General features: G+C 66.0%; 16 protein-coding genes. 13 read left to right on the top strand and 3 right to left on the bottom strand.

Features of this window, described 5'->3' with window-relative positions:
• Nucleotides 1-35 precede the first annotated feature (35 nt).
• Both AB4099_RS13955 and AB4099_RS13950 read right to left on the bottom strand, forming a co-directional pair.
• Entirely contained in the window at nucleotides 36-1646 is a 1611-nt protein-coding gene (locus AB4099_RS13955; RefSeq protein WP_441478502.1) for a phosphoenolpyruvate carboxykinase, read from the bottom strand.
• Between the two features lie 193 nt (nucleotides 1647-1839).
• Nucleotides 1840-2619 carry a HugZ family pyridoxamine 5'-phosphate oxidase gene (locus tag AB4099_RS13950; protein WP_113515656.1) on the bottom strand — a complete coding sequence of 260 codons (780 nt, stop codon included), beginning with the start codon at nucleotides 2617-2619 and terminating at the stop codon, nucleotides 1840-1842.
• A gap of 201 nt (nucleotides 2620-2820) precedes the next feature.
• Here AB4099_RS13950 and AB4099_RS13945 point away from each other — a divergent pair, with 201 nt between their 5' ends.
• The 12 genes from AB4099_RS13945 to trxA all read left to right on the top strand — a co-directional run bounded on the left by AB4099_RS13945 (nucleotide 2821) and on the right by trxA (nucleotide 20613).
• On the top strand, nucleotides 2821-3522 hold the full coding sequence (locus AB4099_RS13945) for a response regulator transcription factor (protein ID WP_113515657.1): 702 nt from the start codon (nucleotides 2821-2823) through the stop codon (nucleotides 3520-3522).
• A gap of 72 nt (nucleotides 3523-3594) precedes the next feature.
• Nucleotides 3595-5391, top strand: a complete 1797-nt coding sequence (locus AB4099_RS13940) for a stimulus-sensing domain-containing protein (RefSeq protein WP_113515658.1) — start codon at nucleotides 3595-3597, stop codon at nucleotides 5389-5391.
• Nucleotides 5392-5400: 9 nt separating this feature from the next.
• Entirely contained in the window at nucleotides 5401-5868 is a 468-nt protein-coding gene (locus AB4099_RS13935) for an HPr kinase/phosphorylase (protein ID WP_441478501.1), read from the top strand.
• 110 nt (nucleotides 5869-5978) lie between these two features.
• Nucleotides 5979-6380, top strand: coding sequence for a PTS sugar transporter subunit IIA (locus tag AB4099_RS13930; RefSeq protein WP_113515660.1), 402 nt, complete (start codon nucleotides 5979-5981; stop codon nucleotides 6378-6380).
• A gap of 1 nt (nucleotide 6381) precedes the next feature.
• The gene (locus AB4099_RS13925) at nucleotides 6382-6717 is read left to right on the top strand and encodes an HPr family phosphocarrier protein (RefSeq protein ID WP_069878534.1); all 336 of its coding nucleotides are present in this window, start codon (nucleotides 6382-6384) and stop codon (nucleotides 6715-6717) included.
• 272 nt (nucleotides 6718-6989) lie between these two features.
• Nucleotides 6990-8390 carry an adenosylhomocysteinase gene (ahcY, locus tag AB4099_RS13920; protein WP_113515661.1) on the top strand — a complete coding sequence of 467 codons (1401 nt, stop codon included), beginning with the start codon at nucleotides 6990-6992 and terminating at the stop codon, nucleotides 8388-8390.
• A gap of 476 nt (nucleotides 8391-8866) precedes the next feature.
• Complete coding sequence (locus AB4099_RS13915) at nucleotides 8867-11254, top strand: sensor histidine kinase (RefSeq protein WP_441478500.1); 2388 nt, start codon at nucleotides 8867-8869, stop codon at nucleotides 11252-11254.
• Nucleotides 11251-12804, top strand: a complete 1554-nt coding sequence (gene tsaE, locus AB4099_RS13910; RefSeq protein ID WP_113515663.1) for a tRNA (adenosine(37)-N6)-threonylcarbamoyltransferase complex ATPase subunit type 1 TsaE — start codon at nucleotides 11251-11253, stop codon at nucleotides 12802-12804. The genes AB4099_RS13915 and tsaE overlap by 4 nt, the downstream gene beginning before the upstream one ends.
• 108 nt (nucleotides 12805-12912) lie before the next feature.
• Nucleotides 12913-13620, top strand: coding sequence for a nucleotidyltransferase family protein (locus AB4099_RS13905; RefSeq protein WP_113515664.1), 708 nt, complete (start codon nucleotides 12913-12915; stop codon nucleotides 13618-13620).
• Entirely contained in the window at nucleotides 13613-16723 is a 3111-nt protein-coding gene (gene addB, locus AB4099_RS13900) for a double-strand break repair protein AddB (protein ID WP_441478499.1), read from the top strand. The genes AB4099_RS13905 and addB overlap by 8 nt, the downstream gene beginning before the upstream one ends.
• A complete protein-coding gene (addA, locus tag AB4099_RS13895; protein ID WP_441478498.1) occupies nucleotides 16720-20184 on the top strand; it encodes a double-strand break repair helicase AddA in 3465 nt (1154 codons plus the stop codon). Before addB ends, addA begins: the two co-directional genes overlap by 4 nt.
• Before the next feature lie 108 nt (nucleotides 20185-20292).
• Nucleotides 20293-20613: a thioredoxin gene (trxA, locus tag AB4099_RS13890; RefSeq protein ID WP_043235061.1), complete on the top strand. Its 321-nt coding sequence runs from the start codon at nucleotides 20293-20295 to the stop codon at nucleotides 20611-20613.
• 93 nt (nucleotides 20614-20706) lie between these two features.
• Here trxA and AB4099_RS13885 read toward each other — a convergent pair whose 3' ends face one another.
• A complete protein-coding gene (locus tag AB4099_RS13885) occupies nucleotides 20707-21105 on the bottom strand; it encodes a DoxX family protein (protein ID WP_113515667.1) in 399 nt (132 codons plus the stop codon).
• Between the two features lie 328 nt (nucleotides 21106-21433).
• Between AB4099_RS13885 and AB4099_RS13880 the strand changes: the two genes are divergently transcribed.
• A complete protein-coding gene (locus AB4099_RS13880) occupies nucleotides 21434-23593 on the top strand; it encodes a transglycosylase domain-containing protein (RefSeq protein WP_113515668.1) in 2160 nt (719 codons plus the stop codon).
• The last annotated feature ends 5 nt before the right edge of the window (nucleotides 23594-23598 follow it).

Here is a 23598-nt window from a genome sequence, read left to right as displayed (position 1 = left end):
GCCGCCTCTCGTAACACATCAAACCGATTCGGGCGTCACGCCGCCAGCGAACTGGTCGGCGCCGCCGCCTTCACGGCATCGTCCACATGGCTCTCGAAGCGCTTGAAGTTCTCGCGGAACATGGCGACGAGCGTCTTGGCGGTTTCGGCGAACTCGGCCTTATCCTGCCAGGTCTTGACGGGATAAAGGATATGCGGCTCGACGCCCGGCACCGAGGTCGGCACTGCGAAGCCGAAATACGGATCGCGGCGGAAATCGGCACGGTTGAGCGAGCCGTCCAGCGCCGCCGACAGCAGGCGGCGGGTGACGCGGATCGGCATGCGCCGGCCGGTACCGTATTTGCCACCGGTCCAGCCGGTGTTCACCAGCCAGCAATCGACATGGTGCTTGGCGATGAAGTCGCGCAGCAGATTGGCGTATTCGGACGGGTGGCGCGGCAGGAAGGGCGAGCCGAAGCAGGTCGAGAATTCCGGCTCGACGCCGACAAGGCCGCGCTCCGTGCCGGCGACCTTGGCGGTGTAGCCGGAGAGGAAATGGTACATCGCCTCGGCCGGGGTCAGCTTGGCGATCGGCGGCATCACGCCGAACGCGTCCGCCGTCAGCATCACGATGTTCTTGGGCGTGCCGGCCCGGCCGGTGCGCGACGCATTCGGGATGAAATCGAGCGGATAGGCCGAGCGGGTGTTCTCGGTCTTGCTCTGGTCGTCGAAATCCACGACGCGGCTGATCGGGTCGAGCACGACGTTCTCGAGCACGGTGCCGAAACGCTGTGACGCGGCATAAATCTGCGGCTCGGCCTCGGCCGAGAGCTTGATCGTCTTGGCGTAGCAGCCACCCTCGAAATTGAAGATGCCGTCCTTCGACCAGCCATGCTCGTCATCGCCGATGAGCGTGCGGTCAGGGTCTGCCGACAGCGTGGTCTTGCCGGTGCCGGAGAGCCCGAAGAAGATCGCCGGGTCTTCATTGCGGCCGACATTCGCCGAGCAATGCATCGGCACGACACCCTTGGTCGGCAGGATGTAGTTCAGATAGGTGAAGACCGATTTCTTCATCTCGCCGGCATAGGCGGAGCCGCCGATCAGCACGATCTTGCGGGTGAAATCGATGGCGACGACGGTCTCGCTCCGGCAGCCGTGGCGCTTGGGATCGGCCTTGAAGCTCGGGAGATCGACAATCGTCATCTCCGGCACATAGCTCGGAATCTCCTCCGGAGCCGGGCGGATCAGCAGATTGCGGATGAAGAGCGAGTGCCAGGCGAACTCCGTGAAGACGCGAGCCTTGACGCGATGCACCGGGTCGGCACCGCCATAGAGGTCCTGTGCGAAGAGTTCCTTGCCTTCGGCATGGCTGATGAAATCAGCGAGCAGGATCTCGAACTGCGCCGGCGTGATCGCGCCGTTGTTCTCCCACCAGACGGTTCCTTCCGTCAGCGCGTCCTTGACGACGAACTTGTCCTTCGGAGACCGGCCGGTATGGCTGCCGGTATCGGCGCAGAGCGCACCACCATGGGCGATCTCCGACTCGCCGCGCCGCAGCGACTCCTCGTAAAGGCGCGCCGCTTCGAAGTTCCAGCGCACCGCCTTGAGCTTACGGAAACCGAATGTGTCGGCGCCGCAGGCGGTGTTGAAGTGACCAATGGTCTCCACAGGCATTCTCCCGAACGGCGCCCTTCGACGCCTTGTTTCGACATGGCGGACTGTGCTTCCGCCACCGTGGGCGAGATCAAGTGCGGCGCTCTTTAAGCGCATGACGACGCCGGCTCAAGTCACCGACGAAACTTGAGCAGGCACAAACTTCCCTAAATCGATTGAATGAACCGAGCCCCCCGGCACAGCGTCATCAGGCCGCAGCACGGGCCTTCTGGGCCAATGCCACCAGGGCGGCACGCAGCGCACCGGGGCTGGTGACGCGCTCGGGAAAGACAAGGCGCGCCGCCGCATCGCCGCAGACGAGATCGAGTCCTTCGGGATCGAGACCGGTCGCCCGCCAGCGTCCCTCCGGCTCGCCCAGCAGCCGCGTCGCATAGAGTGCGAGTGCCTCGGCATGGTCTTCGTTCATATGCGCGACGGCGCCCTCCTCGGCCTCGATCAGCGCATCGCACCCCGTCAGGTCGAGCAGGACGTCACCAGTCGCGATTTCGGCTGCGCGGGCAAACCCGCCATTGGGATGGAGCCCGGAGACCTCGAGCCGGAAGAGCGAGAAATCGGGGAAATCGATGTAGAGCTTCGACTTGGGGTGACGCGCCAGGAACCGGCGGCGTGCGCGCGAATCGTCGGTGCGCAGGGCACGGCCGGCCACGCTCACGCGCTTCGAGTTGGCCATGGGGTCGCCCTTCCCCAGCGCAAAGCACAGGATCGAGCAGCGCGGATCGGCATCGAGATTGCGCGTGTGCAATGCGAGCTTCGAGAGCAGAAGCAGCGGCGTTCCATCGACATCGGTCGCGACATTCACCAGAGTCGACAACGGAAATCCGCTTGCCGGGTCGAGGGTCGCCAGCGGTGCCGTGCGAGCAATGCGCAGCAGCTCGCGCGCCATCGCGACCGCATCGAAGGAATCCGGTGCCGTGCCCCCGAGTTCGACACCGCGCGGCGTGATCGCCTGTCCCTCAACCTCAGACATCGCACGCTCCTCACTCTCAAAATCGGCCTTGGCGAACCGCGCCGGCCGAAGCCGCCAACAGCCGCTCGGGACCCTTTCGGCATAACAACGCGTTAGGCTGTAGCGAAACCGTCACGGCACCGCTAGATTGCAGCCACGGTTTGGCCGCTCTCTCGCGAGAGTGGACCCGTCATTGCAACGCGGCCAAGAGACGTAAAGCCCATGCCAACCATTGCGCTGGTCGATGACGACCGCAACATCCTGACCTCGGTCTCCATCGCGCTCGAGGCGGAGGGATACCGGATCATGACCTATACGGACGGGGCATCGGCGCTCGATGGGCTGAAGCAGAACCCGCCGGATCTGGCGATCTTCGATATCAAGATGCCGCGCATGGACGGGATGGAGCTGCTTCGGCGGCTCAGGCAGAAATCCGACCTGCCGGTGATCTTCCTGACGTCGAAGGACGAGGAGATCGACGAACTCTTCGGCCTGAAGATGGGGGCGGACGACTTCATCCGGAAGCCCTTCTCGCAGCGGCTGCTGGTCGAGCGCGTCAAGGCGATCCTGCGCCGCGCCGGTGCCAAGGATGTCAGCGCGCCAGCGCGGCCGGAAGATGCCAAGGCCCTGGAGCGTGGGCAGTTGCGCATGGACCCGGAGCGTCATACCTGCACCTGGAAGGGCGAGCCGGTCACGCTGACCGTCACCGAATTCCTGATCTTGCAGTCGCTGGCGCAGCGTCCTGGCGTGGTGAAAAGCCGCAACGCCCTGATGGACGCCGCCTATGACGACGAGGTCTATGTCGACGACCGCACCATCGACAGCCACATCAAGCGGCTGCGCAAGAAGTTCAATCAGGTCGACGCCGAGTTCGACATGATCGAGACGCTGTACGGTGTCGGTTATCGCTTCAAGGAGATGTGAGAATAGCGATCGATGCCTTGACCTGCTCCGAGGGACACTTAACCGCCTTCGTGGAATTGGAACGCATCACGCATGGCGACGATTGAACAGGACAGACCCCGCGCCGAAGGCAGCCGAAGCCGTCCGGCGCTGCGGCGGCGCGTAGCGCTGGCGGGACGGCATGCCTGGCGCGCCATCTCGTCACGCGCCGCCTCCAGCCTGACGCGTCGCATCGTCGTCCTCAATCTCGCCGGGCTCGTGGCACTGCTGCTCGGCTTTCTCTACCTCAATCAGTTCCGCGAAGGGTTGATCGAGTCCCGGGTGCAAAGCCTGCTGACGCAGGGCGAGATCATCGCGGCCTCGATTGCGGCCTCCGCGACGGTCGAGACCGACGCGATCACCATCGACGCCGATAAGCTGCTGCAGCTGCAAGCAGGTGAAAGCGCAGGCATTGCCGATGATCCGCTCGATTTCTCGATCAACCCCGAGAAAGTGGCGCCGCTGCTCAGGCGCCTGGTGACGCCGACCAAGACCCGTGCCCGCGTCTATGACAAGGACGGGATGCTGACGCTCGACTCGCGCAATCTCTATTCGCGCGGAGACGTGCTCCGGCTCGACTTGCCGCGCCTCGGCGAGCCGGACGAGGCGCCCTTGCTCGAGCGCACCTGGAACATGCTGCGCAACCGGCTCGGGCGTGCCGACGTGCCGGCCTATGACGATTTCGCCAATGCCAATGGCAAGTCCTATCCGGAGGTGGCACGCGCCTTGAGCGGCGTTCCAGCCAGTGTCGTGCGCGTCAATACGCGCGGGCAGACCATCGTCTCCGTCGCCGTGCCGGTCCAGCGCTTCCGGACCGTACGCGGAGCGCTTCTGCTCTCGACCCAAGGCGGCGATATCGACGGCATCATCGCCGGCGAGCGCTATGCCATCATCCAGGTTTTTGCGGTCGCTGCGGGCGTGATGATCGTGCTCTCGGTGCTTCTGGCCGGCACGATCGCGGAGCCCATCCGCAAGCTCGCCGACGCCGCGCAGCGCGTACGCAAGGGCGTGAAGTCGCGCGAGGAAATTCCCGATTTCACCAATCGCCATGACGAGATCGGACACCTGTCGGGCTCGCTGCGCGACATGACAAAGGCGCTCTACAACCGCATCGAAGCGATCGAAAGTTTCGCCGCCGATGTCGCCCATGAGCTCAAGAACCCGCTCACCTCACTGCGCAGCGCCGTGGAAACGCTGCCGCGCGTGAAGAACGACGATTCCCGCGGCCGGCTGCTCGCCGTGATCCAGCATGATGTCCGGCGCCTCGACCGCTTGATCTCGGATATTTCGGATGCATCTCGGCTCGACGCGGAGCTGGCGCGCAACGATGCCGCTCCCGTCGACATGGCCCAGGTCCTGGAAGCGGTGGTCGGCTTGCAGAACCAGACGCGCCGGGATGGCCAGCCCGGGATCGAACTTTCGGTCGAGCGGCGCGGGCAGCGCCCTGGCGGGCGTCAGGACTTCCTGGTGATGGGCCATGATTCCCGGCTCGGCCAGGTCATGGTCAACCTCATCGACAACGCCCGTTCCTTCTCGCAGCCCGACAAGCCCGTGCGCGTCATACTGTCGCGCGTCGGGCCCGATGTCCTGATCAGCGTCGAGGATGACGGGCCGGGCATCCCGCCCCACGCCATCGAGCGCATCTTCGAGCGCTTCTATACCGACCGACCGGACGAGGGCTTTGGGCAGAATTCCGGACTCGGCCTCTCGATCTCACGCCAGATCGTCGAAGCCCATCGCGGCAGCATCCGCGCCGAGAACCGGCTCGACCGCTCGACGGGAGCGGAAGACCCGCCGCGGCTCGGTGCCCGCTTCGTCGTGAGGCTGCCCGCCGTTCAGCACATCGCCTGAGTTGCCTGCATGGACAAAGCCAAGAAGGCCGGAACCAGCGAGCGCGTGCATGCCAGCACGATTGCGATTGGCGAGGCAGGAATCATCATCCGCGGCCCATCCGGCGCCGGAAAATCAGTTCTGGCTCTGGCCTTGATTGCCCTCGCCAGGCAGGACGGCCTGTTCGCGCGGCTGGTCGCCGACGACCGGACCGAGCTCAAGGCAATTGGCGGCAGGCTGGTCGGCCACCCGGTCTCCCCGCTCGAGGGACTGGTCGAACGACGCGGTCTCGGCCTCACTCCCGAGCCCCACTTGCCCGGCGTCGTGATCCGGCTGATTGTCGATTGCAGCGGCGAGGAGCCGGAGCGCATGCCTGAGCCGGAAGCCCTGGTGGAACGCCTGGCAGGTATCGACCTGCCGCGGCTGACCGTAGAGGGCCGGGCCGGCGACGAGCGGCTTGTCCTCACTGCCCTGCGCCTGTTCATGGGAGATACGTGAGCCTTGTTTTCGACAAGATTCCATCCAGCTGTCTTGCCTAACCCGCGCGCCTGCCGCATAAACCGCGACCTTGTCCGGGCGCCTGCAAGCGCTCTCCGGTGCGATAGTGAATGATCGGACTCGTCCTTGTGACGCATGGGCATCTGGCGACCGAGTTCCGCTCAGCGCTCGAACATGTCGTCGGCCCCCAGCAAAGCCTCGCCACCATCGCCATCGCCCCCGATGACGACATGGAGGCCCGTCGACGCGACATCATCGCGGCGGTCGAAGCCGTCGAGAACGGCAAGGGTGTGATCGTTCTCACCGACATGTTCGGTGGCACGCCCTCGAATCTGGCCATCTCGGTGATGGAACCCGGGCGGATCGACGTCGTGGCCGGGATCAACCTGCCGATGCTGATCAAGCTCGCCAGCGTGCGCGAGGAGAAGACCCTCGACGAGGCCGTAACCAGCGCGCAGGATGCCGGCCGAAAATACATCACCGTAGCCAGCCGGGTTCTGGCGGGAAAATAGGATGAGCGGCCAGGTGAGCAGCAGCGAAGACGATTGTGATTGCCCGGAGACGGCGATCCCGAACGGCGCGCTTTATTGCGAACTGCCGATCGTCAACAAGAAGGGCCTGCACGCCCGCGCCACCGCGAAATTCGTGCAGTGCGCCTCGAATTTCGACGCGGACATTACTGTGACCCGCTGCGGCGAGACCGTCGGCGCGACCTCGATCATGGGCATCCTGACGCTTGGTGCCGGCATCGGCTCGACCATCACCGTCGTCGCCAAGGGCCGCGACGCCCAGGAGGCGCTGAAGGCGCTCGAAGCCCTGGTCGCCGACAAGTTCGGCGAAGGCGAATAGGCTGAAGCGCCGACAGCGCTTTCCTTGCAGGCATCTTGAGGTCAGATTTCGCTGCGCCCAGTCTGAGGTACGCAGGGGCAAACCGGCCGCATCGTCTGTTCCCGGCTGTGCGACAACTCCCAAGGGGTCGCCTGATAGGTGAGGTTCGCGCCTGCCGCGCCGCGCTCCTTCCCGACGCATATAAAGACATCTTTATATCTTTGATTGCGTTCTGACGCCGTCACTGCTAGAGAGCCGCGCGTCATTCAAGATCAAGCCATTGGAGCAGCCCCGTGTCGAAGCACGATTACGTCGTCAAGGACATCAGCCTCGCGGATTACGGCCGCAAGGAAATCAACATGGCCCAGGACGAGATGCCGGGCCTGATGGCGATCCGCGCCGAGCATAAGGGCAAGGCCCCGCTCAAGGGCGCCCGCATCGCCGGCTGCCTGCACATGACCATTCAGACCGCCGTGCTGATCGAGACGCTGAAGGAACTCGGCGCCGACGTGCGCTGGTCGTCCTGCAACATCTTCTCGACCCAGGACCATGCCGCCGCCGCGATCGCCGCGACCGGCACCCCGGTCTTCGCCATCAAGGGCGAGACGCTGGAGGAGTATTGGGAATACGTCCTGCGCACCGCGACCTGGGGTGACGGCGGCACGCCAAACATGATCCTCGACGATGGCGGCGACCTGACCATGCTGATCATCCTCGGCGCCGAAGCCGAGGCCGGCAAGGCCGAGTTCCTGGACAAGCCGGGCAACGAGGAAGAGACGATCTTCTTCAAGCTGATCAAGCGGGAGCTCAAGGCCAATCCGGGCTGGTTCACCAAGACCCGGGCCGCGATCAAGGGCGTCTCGGAAGAGACCACCACCGGCGTGCACCGCCTCTACGAACTGGCCAAGGCCGGCCGCATGCCCTTCCCGGCGATCAACGTCAACGACTCCGTCACCAAGTCGAAGTTCGACAACCTCTATGGCTGCCGTGAATCGCTGGTCGACGCCATCCGCCGCGGCACCGACGTGATGATGTCCGGCAAGGTCGCGGTCGTCGCCGGCTATGGCGACGTCGGCAAGGGCTCGGCCGCTTCGCTGCGCCAAGCCGGCTGCCGCGTGCTCGTCACCGAGATCGATCCGATCTGCGCGCTGCAGGCGGCGATGGAAGGCTACGAGGTCGTGACCATGGAAGATGCTGCGCCCCGCGCCGACATCTTCGTGACCGCCACCGGCAATCTCGACGTCATCACCGTCGAGCACATGCGCGCCATGAAGCACCGCGCCATTGTCTGCAATATCGGCCATTTCGACTCGGAGATTCAGGTCGCCGGCCTGAAGAACTTCAAGTGGGACAACGTCAAGCCGCAGGTCGACGAGGTCGAGTTCCCGGACGGCAAGCGCATCATCCTGCTCTCGGAAGGTCGCCTGGTGAATCTCGGCAACGCCACCGGCCACCCGTCCTTCGTGATGTCCTGCTCGTTCTCGAACCAGACGCTGGCCCAGATCGAGCTCTGGAACCACCACGCCAAGTACGAGAACAAGGTCTACACGCTGCCGAAGCATCTCGACGAGAAGGTCGCAGCCCTCCACCTCGCCAAGGTCGGCGCCAAGCTGACCGTGCTCAACGACGCGCAGGCGAAGTATCTGGGCCTGGCGCCGACCGGCCCGTTCAAGCCCGAGCTTTACCGCTACTGACACGCCAACAGGCGTAAGGTTGAAGAAGCCCGGCGTTCGCGCCGGGCTTTTTTGTAACCGACTGGCCTCTCATCTTCGCAAGAAGACACCACTAATAGACATCTTCGCACGACCGGGCTCAATTTGTTGATTTCTTAACCTGGGGCGGCACTCGGTCGCGATTTTCCCCGCATTTACCAGCCATTAAGCACTTCCTGCCGGACTCCACCGGTGATTAGAGTGGAGCTGATTCGGGCCCGCTGCGTTCGCGCGAGGTCGAGCAAGCTCAAACGGGTTGGTGTGGTGGTGTGCGTGCGTCCGGTCCGGGCTGCGGCGCCTCGATCGGCTTTCGACCTTGGTGGTTCAACGCCAAGGTCGGGTTCAGACTAAGTGACGGAAGCAGAATGAGACGAGCGGGGCAAAAGAGACGGAACGGAGATGCGGGGCGCCACAGCGCACTGCTCCCAGGCCTCGCCGTCGGCAGCATCCCGCTTCCTGTGCTCGCACAGACCGAGATCATGGCGCCGCTGCCGGCAGGCGCGCTTGGCGCAGGCAGCCTTTCGGTCGTCCTGGCCGGGCTTGTGGTCTTCGCGGCAACAACCTCGATCATCTATGTGCGCGAGCGAGGACGCTGGCAGCGCCGCGAAGGAGAGCTCGCGAGCGAGCTGGAAGCGGCCCGCAGCCACCAGGAACGCCTGGCCGCGCTGCTCGCCTCGGACGCCCAGGTCGTGGTGAGCTGGAATGGAAAGAATGCCGAGCCGATCTTCGAGGGCGACAGCGGCTTTCTCGGCGCGCCCGGCGCCGCCCTGGCCCTTGCCTATGGCAGCTGGGCCCCGCCGGCCGACTCCAAGCGTCTGGAACTCGCCACCGACGCATTGAAGGAGCGCGGCGAAGCCTTCGGCTTCACCCTGAGGAGCCGCTCCGGCCCGTTCATCGATGTCGAAGGCCGCCCTGTCGCAGGGCGCGCGGTGATCCGTTTCCGCGAGGTCAGCGGCGAGCGGGCCCGGGTCATGGCGCTGCAAAGCGAGCTTGAGCACGTCACCGCCGATCATGCCGCGCTCTCGACCTTGCTCGCAGGCCTGCCGCAACCGGTCTGGACGCGTAGCGCCGACGGACGTCTGAGCTGGGCCAACACCGCCTATGCCCGTGCGGTCGAAGCTGCGGGCGGCAGCGAGGCGGTCAAGGGCGGCCTCGAACTGCTCGACCGCAATGAACGGGAAAATGCGGCGAAGGCGCGCAACGAAGGGCGTCCGTTTGCAACGCGCGCTCCGGCTGTGGTGGCTGGGCAGCGGCATACGCTCGACATCCTGGAAATGCCGACGCCGGCGGGCTTTGCCGGCATCGCGACCGACATGAGCGAGCTTGAGGCCGTTCGTGCCGACCTGCAGCGCCAGATGGATGCGCATGTGCGCACGCTCGACCGGCTGAAGACGGCGGTAGCCGTGTTCGATGCGTCACAGCGGCTGGTCTACAGCAATTCCGGGTTCGAGACGCTCTGGTCGCTCGACTCCGCCTTCCTCGAAGGCAAGCCGAGCGATAGCGAAATTCTCGACCGGCTGAGGGCCGAACGCCGCCTGCCTGAACTCGGCGACTACCGCAGCTGGAAGGCTGCGGTGCAGGCCACCTATACAAGCCCGCGTGCGAACGAGGACTGGTGGTATCTGCCCGACGGCCGGACGATCCATGTCGTCTCGAGCCCCAACCCGCAAGGTGGCGTCACCTATCTCTTCGACGACGTGACTGAACGGTTCACGCTCGAATCCCGCTTCAACGCGCTGTCGCGCACGCAACGAGAAACGCTCGACTCGCTGCGCGAGGGCGTCGCGGTGTTCGGTTCGGACGGCCGGCTCAAGCTCTCCAACCCGGCTTTCGCCCAAGCCTGGAAGATCCATGGCGATCTGGCCGGAGCCACACCGCATATCGACGAGGTGGTCCGGCTCTGCCGGCCGCTCTATCCGCATGACGATGTCTGGACCGAGCTGCAGAGTGTCATCACCGGCGTGCGCGACGCGCGGGAGGACTATGGCTGCCGGATGGAGCGTCGTGACGGCTCCGTGCTCGATTGCGCCGCCGCTCCGCTACCGGACGGAGCGACGCTGATCACCTTCGCCGACGTCACCGCAAGCGTGAATGTCGAACGTGCCCTGACCGAGAAAAACGAAGCCCTGGAGAAGGTCTCGCGGCTGCGCGAGGATTTCGTCCACCACGTCTCCTACGAACTGCGCTCGCCGCTGACCAACATTATCGGCTTCGCGCAATTGCTCGGCGCCGAGACGATCGGTGCGCTCAACGAGAAGCAACGCGATTATACCGGCCATATCGTGCGCTCGTCCGGCGCACTGCTCGCGATCATCAATGATATTCTCGACCTCGCTTCGATCGACAATGGCGCTTTGGCGCTCGAATTTCAGGAAGTCGATGTCGCCGAGACCATTGCCCAGGCGACGGCCGGGCTGCACGACCGCCTGATCGACAGCAAGCTGACACTCAAGATCGATATCGCGCCGCAAACCGGCCCCTTGCGCGCCGATGGCCGTAGATTGCGGCAGGTGCTGTTCAATCTGATCTCGAATGCGATCGGCTTCTCCGCTGCCGGCCAGACCATCGGGGTCACGGCCGGGCGCATCGGCGGCGATGTGCGCATCACCGTGATCGACGAAGGCCGCGGCATCCCGGCCGAGGTCAAGGACAAGGTGTTTGACCGCTTCGAGAGCCATTCTCTCGGCTCCAAGCATCGCGGCGTCGGACTTGGTCTCTCCATCGTGCGTTCGATCGTCGAGCTGCATGGAGGCCATGTCGAACTCGATTCCGCGCCCGGGCAGGGCACGCGGGTCACCGCGGTGTTTCCCTCGGAAGGCATCCCGCTCTCGGATGCCGCTGAATGACAGAGGATACCGTGAAGACAGGCGGGCATCGGCTGACGCTAGCCGGTGAAGCCGCCACGGTGCGGCTCGGCCGCGATCTCGCCGCCATCCTCAAGCCCGGCGATATCGTGGCGATCTCCGGCCATCTCGGCGCCGGCAAGTCGCTGCTGGCGCGCGCCATCCTGCGCGAGCTTGCCGACAATCCGGACCTGGAGGCCCCGAGCCCGACCTTTACCCTGGTGCAGAGCTACGACACGCTGCGCGGCAGCGTGATCCATGCCGATCTCTACCGGGTGCGGTCCCCTGACGAGCTCGATGATATCGGGCTGATCGAGGATCTCGACCGCATCATCACGCTGGTCGAATGGCCGGACCGAGCCGGTACGCGTCTGCCCGCAGGCCGGCGGCTCGACATCGTGCTCGACGTCGACCCAAAGGCGCCCGAGACCGGGCGGATCGCCAGTCTCGCGGGCGGTGTGCTCTGGCGCTCGCGCCTTGCCATCGCGATCGCGGCGCGGCGACTGATCGACGCCGCCGGATGGGGAGGGGCCAAGCGCGACTTCATGCTCGGCGACGCCTCGACCCGCGCCTATGAGCGGCTGACGCGTCCGGATGGACAAACCGCCATCCTGATGATTTCGCCGCCGCGCGCGGACGGCCCTGCGATCCGCCTGGGCAAGCCTTACAGCGCCATTGCGCATCTGGCGGAATCGGTCGATGCCTTCGTCGGCATGGATCGCGGCCTGCGTTCGCTGACCTATTCGGCTCCCGACATCTTTGCCCAGGACCTCGAGACCGGCCTCCTGCTGATCGAGGACCTCGGCGATGAAGGCGTGCTCGACGAGAGCGGACCGATTCCCGAACGCTATGAGGCCGCCGCACGACTGCTGGCCGACATGCATCGCCATACCCTGCCGGCGATCCTGCCAGTCGCCGATGGGCGCGACTATATCGTGCCGGACTATGATCGGGGTGCGCTCTCGATCGAGACCGAACTCGTGCTCGAATGGTACGCCCCGCATATTGCCGGCGTGACCTTGCCCGCGGTGACACATGCCGAGTTCCACCGCATCTGGGGCAAGCTGTTCGACGAAATCCTCGCTGCGCCATCGACCTGGACGCTCCGCGATTTCCACTCCCCGAACCTGATCTGGCTGCCGAAGCGTGAGGGGCACGCCAAGCTCGGGCTGATCGATTTCCAGGACGCCGTGCTCGGCCATCCCGCCTATGACCTGGTCTCGCTGGGGCAGGACGCGCGCGTGGATGTTCCGGCAGCGCTCGAACTCAAGCTGCTCGCCGCCTATGGCTCGGCGCGGCGGGCGGCGGACGAAAGCTTCGATCTCGCCGGCTTCGCCCGCGCCTATGCGATCCTGGGCGCGCAGCGCAACACCAAGATCGCCGGCATCTTCGCGCGCCTCGACAAGCGCGACGGCAAGCCGGCCTATCTCAAGCACCTGCCGCGAATCGAAGCTTACTTGCGGCGCAACCTCGAGCACCCTGCACTCGAAGAGCTGAAGACCTGGTATCTGGCCCATCTGCCGAAGCTGTTCGAGGCAGCCGAGAGCCCCTGAGAGGTCGCCCGCGACAAGCGCAACCTCGACGCGCTAAGGAACGCGCAGATTCATCACGATCAGGAGATTCGCGTGACTGAGACGGGTTCGCGGCCGATCCGCCGGGCCATGGTGCTGGCGGCAGGCATTGGCCAGCGCATGCGCCCGATCACCGACAGCCTGCCGAAGCCCCTGGTCCGGATCGGCGGCAAGGCCATGCTCGATCACGCACTCGACCGGCTATCCGAAGCCGGCATCACCGAGGCGGTCGTCAACGTCCACCATCTCGCCGAACAGATCGAGGCTCACCTCGCCGGGCGCACGCATCCCCGGATCGTCATCTCGGACGAGCGGGACGCTTTGCTCGAAACCGGCGGTGGTGTGAAGAAGGCTCTCCCCCTGCTCGGCAGCGCGCCCTTCTTCCACGTCAATTCCGACTCGCTCTGGAGCGAGGCCGGCATCTCCAACGTTGCGGCCATGGCCGAGGCCTGGATGCCGGCGGAGATGGACATGCTGATGCTTCTGGCCCGGCGCGAGGATAGTGTCGGCTTCGATGGCGCCGGCGATTTCTTCCAGGATGCGGACGGCCGGCTGACACGGCGCGGACAGGCGCCAACGGCACCCGTCGTCTATGCCGGGGTGATCATCATGAAACCCGAGATCTTTGCCGATACTCCCGAGGGTTCGTTCTCGCTCAACCTGCTCTTCGACCGGCTCATCGCACGAAAGCGCCTGTTCGGGCATGTTCTGCAGGGCCAGTGGCTGCATGTCGGCACGCCGGAAGCGATAGCGCCGGCAGAAGCCGCATTCGCGGCCGCCCAGAGCTTCCATGGCTGAGCTCAACCTGTTCACCATCCCCGCCGGCACAGCATTTCTCGACGTGCTGGCGCAGGCGATGCTGGACGGACGTTTCGGTCAAGTCTACGTGCCGGATGATCCGGCGGCAATGGCTCGCGCGACGCTTTATCTCCCGACGCGCCGGGCAGCGCGGGCCCTCGTCGCCGGCCTTTCCACGAGGCTCGGCGGCAAGCCGCTGCTGCTGCCGCGCATCGTGCCGCTCGGCGATGTCGACGAGGCCGAGACCGCGCTGATCGGCGCAGGCGGCTGGGATGGCGCGCGCGTCGGGCCAATCGACCCGCTGGCGCGGCGCATGCTGCTGGCGCGGCTGGTCGATAGCTGGGGACGCACGGCGAACCGCAGCCACCTGAAGCTCGACCCGTCAGAGCCCTCGCTCGTGCCTTCGACGCTGGCCGAGGCCTGGGGGCTGGCTGGCGACCTCGCCGCCCTGCTCGACCAGATGCAGACCGAAGGCGTGCCGGTCGAGCGGCTGGCGACGCTTGACGCCGCTCGTTTCGACAAGGTCTGGCAGCTCAATGCGAGCTTCCTGGCCATCCTCGGCGAGGCCTGGCCGACAATCCTCGAAAGCCGCGATGCCTGCGATCCTGTCGATTTTCGCAACCGAATGCTTGAGGCCGAACGCCAACGCCTGCTTTCCGGCAGCGTGACCGGGCCCATCATTGCCGCGGGCTCCACCGGCACGATTCCGGCCACGGCGCGGCTTCTCGCAGCGATCGCGCGGATGCCCAATGGCGCGGTCGTACTGCCCGATCTGGACCTCGATCTGGCTCAGCTCGCCTGGGAGGCGGTCGAGAAGGAGCCTGCGCCGTCCCATCCGCAAGCCGCGTTGTATCGGCTGCTCCAGACATTGAAAGCCGGCCGTGACGACGCCCGGCCGCTGGCCAGGCCGGAACCGGGCCTCGCCGCCCGGGCCGCGCTGCTGCGCGAGGCCATGCTTCCGGCATCGGTCACTGAATTCTGGGCCAACCTCGCGACACGCGTTTCCCCAGGCGAAGCCGAAGCAGCCTTCGATGGCATCAGCATTGTCGAGACAGCCGACGAGCGCGAGGAGGCGCTGGCCGTCGCGATCGCGCTCCGTGAAACACTGGAAGAGGACGGCAAGCAAGCCGCGCTGATCACTCCCGATCGCGGTCTCGCCGAGCGAGTCGTCGTGGAACTCCGGCGCTGGGGCATCGAAGCCGATGATTCCGCTGGCCTGCCGCTGGCGCGCTGGCCGGCAGGCGCCCTGCTGCGCCTCCTGCTGGAGGCTGCACGAGCCCAGATGATGCCGGCCAGCCTCGTTCCCTTGCTGGCTCATCCGCTATGCCGGCTTGGATTGTCGCGACAGATTGTGGCGCAGGGCGCGGCGGCACTCGAGATCGGCGCCTGGCGGGGCGAGGCCGTCACAAAGGGATTTGCGGGTCTGCGCAACAGTTTTGCGGCGGTTCCGGGACTGATGCAGGATCGGCATGCGCCTGCACCGCGCAGGCGGCTGAACAGTGCGGATCTCGCCGCCGCAGGCCTGGTTCTCGATGCGCTCGAGGCCGCCATGGCGCCGCTGCTCGCAGCGCTGGCCGCCCCCTTGCCTGCCTTCGCCACTGTCGTGACGGCGAGCCGCGATGCACTGGTCGCGCTCAGCCGGACAGAGAGTGGTGCCACGCTCGCCTTCGTCGGGCCGGACGGCGAGGCCCTTGCAGGATTGTTCGACCAGATCGACGGTGCTCTTCCCGATGCACCCGAGGCTGGCCATCCCCGCGACGTCGTTGCGATCCTCGACAGTCTGCTGGCCGAGACCTCGGTCCGGCGCAGCGGGACGGGCCATCCTCGCGTCAAGATCTGGGGCTTGCTGGAAGCGCGCCTGCTGGAAGCCGACCATGTCGTGCTGGGCGGTCTCGTCGAGTCCGTCTGGCCCCCCGAGGCCAAGACTGATTCCTTCCTGAACCGGCCGATGCGGGCCGAACTGGGCCTGAGCCCTCCCGAACGGCGCATCGGCCAGACCGCGCATGATTTCATTCAGGGCGCGACGGCGCAGCGGGTGACCCTGACCCGCGCGCGCAAGGCCGGCGAGGCCGAGACCATCGCCTCGCGCTTCTGGCAACGGCTGAAGGCAGTGACCCCGCAGGACGTCTGGAACGCCGCTTCCGCCAGGGGAGCGCGCCTGACGGGGCTTGCTTCACTGCTGAGCAAACCCGCCGACGCCAAACCAATCGGCCGCCCTGCTCCGCGGCCCGCACGCCAGCTCCAGCCTGTCGCGCTCAGCGTGACCGAGGTCGAGACGCTCTACCGCGACCCCTACCAGATCTTTGCCCGCAAGATCCTGAAGCTCGACGCCCTTCCCGAGCTTGTTGGCGACCCTGGCGCCAGCGATCGGGGCAATCTGCTGCATGATATTGTCGGGAGCTTCGCGGAGACCTATCCGGAGCAATTGCCGGCCGACTCGCTCAACCACCTGATCGCGATCGGCGCGCGCCTGTTCCAGGCATTTGACGATACACCCGAGGTCCGCGCCTTCTGGTGGCCGCGCTTCCTGCTGACCGCCGGTCATTTCATCGACTGGGAGGGGCGCCGGCGCGGCGATCTGGCGCGGGTTGCAGTCGAACGCAGCACCGCGGCGACGTTCAAGCTGCCGGACGGCGCGGAGTTCCGGCTGAGCGGGCGGGCCGACCGCATCGAGATCACGCGGCAGCCCTCGCTGCGGATCATCGACTTCAAGACCGGAGCTCCACCCAGCAAGGCGCAGGTCGAGAAGGGCTTTGCGCCGCAATTGACGCTGGAAGCCGAGCTCGCGGTGCGAGCCGGATTTCGCGAGGATATTGCTCCGGCACCGGTCGACGCGCTGCTCTATCTCAAGCTCCATCACGATCCGAAGGGCTGGGCCAAGGACAAGCCGCTCGAGTTCGATGGCGAGCCGCTGGCCGATGTCGCCGCGCGCCATCTCGAACGGCTGATCGAGCACCTCCATGCGCTCCGTAGCGGACGCGAAGCCTATGTCTCGCGGCGCGCGCCCGACTACATCAAATATGCCAGCCCCTACGACCAGCTCGCGCGGGTCAAGGAGTGGTCGGCCGCGCCGGGTGGTGACGAGTCCGGAGGCGAAGCATGAAGCCCGGCTGGATCGTCCCCCCGCAGACCAACCTGCGCCAGGCCCTTGCCGCCCGGCCCGATCTCAGCGCCTGGGTCTCGGCCAATGCCGGTTCGGGCAAGACGCATGTGCTGGTCAACCGCGTGTTGCGGTTGCTGCTCGACGGTGTCGCGCCGGCCCGGATGCTCTGCATCACCTACACCAAGGCAGCGGCGGCCAATATGGCGAACCGCGTGTTCAAGGCGCTCGGCGCCTGGGCGACCATGCCGGATGAGGCACTTTCCGCAGCGCTGGAAGGCCTGACCGGCGAGCGAGCAACGGCGGGGCAGCGGGCAAGCGCTCGCCGGCTGTTCGCGGAGGCGTTGGAGACGCCGGGCGGGCTCAGGATCGAAACCATTCACGCCTTCTGCACGCGCGTGCTGCAGTCTGCCCCCTTCGAGGCGAACGTACCGCCGCGCTTCGAGGTTGCCGACGATCTCGCGCAGGCCGAACTGCTGCACGACGCAAGGCGCGAATTGCTCGCCGCCATTGCCGCCGATCCTGCCGGCGCGGAGGCACAGGCGCTGGACCTGCTGGCCAGGCAGGCGGCGCAGGACACCTTTGACGCGATGATGCAGGAGGCCTTGCGCCAGCGCACCCTGTTCAGCGACGCAGAGGGTCGCGCGCGCTCGGCGCAGGAGATGCGCGAGGGCATTTCGGGTTTCCTCGGAATTGCACCGGATCTGACGAATGACGAGGTGCTGGGCGATTTCCGGCACCGCCTTGCTTCCGTTCCGGGTCTTGCCGCTCTTGTCTCGGCGCTGGAAGCCGGCAGCGCGACCCGGCAAAAATTTGCGGCCGCGCTGCGCACCCTGACGGCCCAGCAGTTCGAAGGCGACCCGATCGCGACCTGCCGTTCCGGCTTCATCACGGCCGAAGGCACGGTCAATGCGCATATCAGGGGCAAGGGAAAATCCGAGCTCGAGCCGGCGCTGATGGCCGTGCTCGACGTTCTCGCCGATCTCCTGCTCGGCGCAGTCGACCAGCTCAACGCAATCGCCATCCGCGACCGCAGCCACGCGCTCGCGCTGCTGGTGACAAGGATGCTCGCCTCCTATCAGCGGCTGAAGAGCGAGCGCTCGCTGCTCGATTATGACGACCTGATCGCCAAGACGCGTTCCCTGCTCTCGCGCGTGGAGGCCGCCTGGGTGCTCTACAAGCTCGATGCCGGCATCGATCACATCCTGCTCGACGAGGCGCAGGACACCAGCGAGGCGCAATGGGCGATCCTAGGCGCGCTCGCCGACGAGTTCACAGGCGGACGGGATACGCGGGCAGAGAGCCCAAAACCCCGGACGATCTTCGTCGTCGGCGATGAGAAACAGTCGATCTACGGCTTCCAGGGGGCCGCGCCGAGCGCCTTCGGCGAGCAGCGGACCCGGCTCGGGCTGAATATCCGGCAGGCGCAGCTCGCATTCGAGGCGGTGAGCCTCAATACCTCTTTCCGTTCGGCGCCCGACATCATGCGGGCAGTGGACATCGTCTTCGCGGTGGCGGAGCACGCGCGCGGGCTGGTCTTCGACGGCAGTGCCCGGCCGGAGGTACATGACACCGTGCGGCAGGGCGACCCGGGCTCTGTCGATCTCTGGCCGCTATCCGCCGACGACCAGAGCGAGCCGCCGGATGCCTGGACGACCCCGGTCGACGCGCCGGAGCAGCGCAGCGGCACCGTGAAGCTCGCAACGCGCATCGCCGACGTGCTGGCGCGCTGGACGCGCAGCGGACACGACGATCTCGGGCACGGCTTCAAGCCCGGCGACGTCATGATCCTGCTGCGTCAACGCGGGCCGCTGTTCGAGGCGATCGTCAAGGCCCTGAAGGATGCGGGCGTGCCGGTGACCGGCCGCGATCGCTTGAGCCTCGCGACACATCCCGCGGTCGAAGATCTCGTTGCACTCGGCCGGGCGCTGCTCCTGCCCGATGACGACCTGTCGCTGGCCATCGCGCTGAAGACGCCGCTGCTTGGCCTCGACGACGACGATCTGATGCGCTTCGCGCCGGAGCGAAAGGGTTCGCTGCGCGGTGCCCTGCACGGCATCGGCGAAAGCGAGCCGCGTTTTGCCGCCATCGAAGCACGACTCTCCCAACTCGGTGACGACGCACGGCGCCTCGGGCCCTTCCGCTTCTTTGCGCAGCTGCTCGGGCCGGAAGGCGGGCGCAATCTCGCTCTGGCCCGGCTTGGCGCCGAGGCCGGCGATGCGCTCGACGCCTTCCTCAATGCAGCGCTCGACTACGAGCGTCGGCACGGCCCATCCCTCGCCGGCTTCCTGCACCACATCACCCAGGCCGGGACGGAAGTTAAGCGCGACCTGTCCAGTAGTGCAGGCGAAGTGCGCGTCATGACCGTGCACGGGTCGAAGGGATTGGAGGCGAAGATCGTGATCCTCGCCGATCTCGCTCCCGAGCCCGGGGCCAAGCGCTTGCCGAAGATTCTCGCGGTGGAACCTCCCAGGGGCAAGCTCGTGCCGATCTGGCCGCCGGCCAGGGCCGACGATGCGGAGGCGACCCGCAGGGCGAAGGCGCAGGTCGTCGACCAGCTTGCCGAGGAGCATCATCGCCTCCTCTATGTCGCGATGACCCGGGCCGAGGACCGACTGATTGTCTGCGGAGCACAGGCGAAAGGCGAGGCGCCGCCCGGAAGCTGGTATGCGATGATCGAAAGCGGCCTTTCACTCGCGACATCGGGCCTGCAGGAGGTCTCCGCACCGGACGGAGTCGGCATGATCCGGCGCTTCATGGTCTCGGCACCAAAACCCACCGCTCCCGTGGAGGAGGCGCAATCCAAGCCGGTGCTCGCCGAACCCGGCTGGCTCCGCGCCTCCGCGCCCGCCGAACATGAACCGCTACCGCCGCTCAAGCCGTCGAATGCGATCAGCGCCGCCGACGCGGCCGAGCGGCCGGGCGACGGCCCATTCCTTGCCGAGGCAGCACAAGCCGGCCGGCTGGCGCATCTGCTCCTGCAGATCCTGCCTGATGTCGACGAGCCGGGCCGCAACGCGACCGCACAGGCGCTCGCCGCCCTGCGCGGAGCCGGTTTGCCTGAAGCACGTCGGCAGGCGGTCATCGGCCAGACGCTGGCCTTGCTTCGCGACCCCGCGCTTTCCGCCCTGTTTTCATCCGGATCGCTGGCTGAGGTTCCGATTGCCGGCGAGATCACGCTTGCGAATGGTGCAGTGCGCGCTGTCTCGGGCCAGATCGACCGGCTCGCCGTCACGGAGAACGAGGTGCTGATCGCCGATTTCAAGACGGCGTCGCGCCCGCCGGGCGATGAATCGGCGATCCCACCCGCGACGCAAGCCCAGCTTGCCGTCTATCGCGCCCTGATCGGGCAGGTCTATCCAGGGCGGCAGGTGCGGACCCTGGTGATCTACACGGCGACGCTCGCGATACTGGAGCCGCGAGCCGCCGCGCTCGATGCCGTTCTGGCGAATTTGGCAGGGTAGCCCTGCTTCAATGCAAGGCCGACGAAACTTGACCCGGGCTGCCCGCGTTCATAGCTTCGGTGACGAATGCAGCAGTGCTGCGAACTGCTTTTGAAAGGCGATGAAGCCATGGCGACGAACAAGGTAACCGATGCGAGCTTCGAGGCGGATGTCCTCAAGTCGAGCGAGCCGGTCGTGGTCGATTTCTGGGCCGAGTGGTGCGGCCCCTGCCGAATGATCGGCCCGGCGCTCGAGGAGATCGCCGGTGAAATGGCAGGCAAGGTCAAGATCGTGAAGATGAATGTCGATGAGAATCAGGCCATTCCCGCCCAGTTCGGCATCCGCTCGATCCCGACCCTGATGCTGTTCAAGGACGGCAAGCTGGCCTCGCAGAAGGTCGGCGCGGCCCCGAAGAGCGATCTTTCGCGCTGGATTTCGGCCTCGGTCTGAGTTCTGCCGGCCCCTCGGGCCAAAAAATCAGCCCGCCTTCCCTGGGGGAGGCGGGCTTTCCTTTGGGCGAATAGCGCCCGTTCCGTCGAAGGATCAGCCCTTCGAGCGGGAATCGACACTCCAGGCACCGGCACCCGCGAAGACCAGATAAAGGAAGATGAAGCAGTAGAGGATCGCCGCATCGCCGCCATTCAGCAGCGGGTAGATGCTGCGCGGGGCATGGAACATCCAGTAGGCATAGGCCATTTCGCCGGCCAGCACGAAGGCGACGGGGCGAGTCCACAAGCCGATCAGGATCAGGAAGCCGCCCAAGGCCTCGAGAATGGCGCCGAACCAGAACAGCGTGAAGGCGGCGGGCAGGCCGCTGGCGGGCGCGGCTGGGAAACCGAAGAGCTTCTGGGTGCCGTGGATGATGAAGATCAGCGCGGTCACGATGCGCAGAACGGCGAGAGCCTGCGGGGCATAGCGGCTCAGGGGGTTGGAGGCTTGCATTCGGACATAACCTTCTAGGTCGCGGAGGCTCGAGGACGTCGGAACAGGCTGGATTCGTGCCTAATTGCGGCATTGCATCTGGGCTGCGCGGCGAAGTTGTCGGGTTTCACGCGATTTTCAATTCACAAGAACGTTTGCACTGCAGCATTCCCCGGGGAAGTGCCATGGCTGGCGCATTTGCCACAAATCCGATTCATCGCGGCTCCTGGCCCGTGCTGGAATCTGGTTTCCCTTAACCGGCCCTTAAAAGCGCCATGTTTGACTCCTGTGTGAAGTTCGCGCGTTTTCGGTGCAAAGGGCGCGGTTTCACGGGGCTGAACGGGGCAGAATGAACGATCGTGCGAGACGAGGCGGCGAGCGGCGCGAGCCGTCCTTCGAGAGCGGGCGGAGCGAGAGCTCCGACGCCTTCGACATGCGCCTCTCCGCCGATGATCGCTCGAGCCGCAGCCATCGCGGCGCCGCACGTCAGGAGCCGAGAGAAGAGATGCCGAAGATCCGCAAGGGCGGAGGCGGAAATGGCGGGGGCCGGCGGCGTGGCCGCAAGCGCCGCTCCTTCCTCGGCCGGATGATGTACTGGACGCTGGTCCTCGGGCTCTGGTGCGTCATCGGTGTCGGCGGGCTGGTGGCCTATCACGCGGCGCAATTGCCGCCGATCAACCAGCTCACCGTGCCAAAGCGCCCGCCGAACGTCGCGATCCTCGCCGCCGACGGCTCGCTGCTCGCCAATCGCGGCGAGACTGGCGGCCGCACCGTGACGCTTGGCGAGATTCCGCCCTATCTGCCCAAGGCCTTCGTCGCGATCGAGGATCGCCGCTTCTACGAGCATTTCGGCATCGACCCGATCGGTATCGCCCGCGCCATGGTGCGCAACGTCACCAATCGCGGTGGCGGCGTCCAGGGTGGCTCTACCCTGACGCAGCAACTCGCCAAGAACCTGTTCCTGACGCAGGACCGCACCGCCGCGCGCAAGATCCAGGAGGCGATCCTCGCGCTGTGGCTGGAGCAGACCTATAGCAAGGACCAGATCCTCGAGCTCTATCTCAACCGCGTCTATTTCGGCTCCGGCGCCTATGGCGTCGAGGCGGCGGCGCAGCGCTATTTCAACAAATCCGCCCGCTCTGTCACCGTCCCCGAAGCCGCCATGCTGGCGGGCCTGGTACAGGCACCGTCGCGGCTCGCTCCCAACCGCAATCCCGATGCCGCCGAGAAACGGGCACAGCTCGTGATCGCCGCCATGGCCGAGCAGGGCTTTGTCTCGCAGGCCGCGGCGAAATCGGCATTGGTCGCCCCGGCGGAAGCGGCTGAACGCGTCGGCGCCGGCTCGGTGAATTACGCGGCCGATTACGTCATGGACGTGCTCGACGACTTCATCGGCGCGGTCGAGGGGGACGTCAGCGTGCTGACGACGATCGACCCGAAGCTGCAGGCGGCGGCAGAAACGACTCTTGTCGAGGCGCTCGCGGCCCAGGGCGGGAAGCTGAATGCCAGCCAGGGTGCCGTGGTTTCCATGGCGCCGGACGGGGCCTTGCGCGCGCTGATCGGCGGGCGTGACTACACCAAGAGCCAGTTCAACCGCGCAACCGCCGCCAAACGCCAGCCGGGCTCATCCTTCAAGCCCTTCGTCTACCTGACTGCGATCGAGCATGGCCTGACGCCGGACACGATCCGCGACGATTCCCCGGTCTCGATCAAGGGCTGGCAGCCGGAGAACAACAGCCGCACCTATCGCGGCCCGGTGACGCTGCAGACCGCTTTCGCCCACTCGATCAACACGGTCGCGGTGAAGCTGAATCAGGAGGTGACGCCGAAGGAAGTCGTGCGTGCTGCACAACGGCTCGGCATTTCCTCGGGTCTTCAGGCCAATCCCTCCCTGGCCCTCGGCACCTCGGAAGTGACGCCGATCGAGCTCACCACGGCCTATGCCAGCTTCGCCAATGGCGGGCAGTCGGTGCTGCCCTATGTCATCCGCGAGGTGAAGTCGGTCTCGGGCAAGGTGATCTACGCCCGCAAGGCCACGAATTTCGGAACGGTGGTGCAGCCGCAGGTGCTGCCCATGGTCAACGCCATGTTCCACGAGACCATGACGAGCGGCTCGGGCAGCAAGGGCAATCTCGCGGGCTGGGAAGTCGGTGGCAAGTCGGGCACCACGCAGGATTTCCGCGATGCCTGGTTCGTCGGCTTCACCTCCAAGCTGGTGACCGCCGTCTGGGTCGGCAATGACGACAACAGCGCCATGAAGCGGGTCTATGGCAGCGGATTGCCGCTCGAAGTCTGGGGCAAATACATGAAGGCCGCTCATGTCGGCCTGCAGCCTTCGCCGCTGCCCGGCGGGTTGTGGCGCGCAGGGCCGAAATCGATCTTCGATGGCGGTGCGCCAGTGGCAGGCATGCAGCCACCTGCGCAGACCCAGACCGCGGGCTCGGACCGTGCCTGGGTGCCGCCAGCGCCGCAGGAGAAGAACTTCCTCGAGCGGCTGTTCGGCGGCTGAGCCTT

This window comes from Allobosea sp. 2KB_26 (assembly GCF_052115715.1).
Lineage (GTDB): Bacteria > Pseudomonadota > Alphaproteobacteria > Rhizobiales > Beijerinckiaceae > Allobosea.
This window is presented reverse-complemented; position numbering and strand designations above follow the sequence as displayed.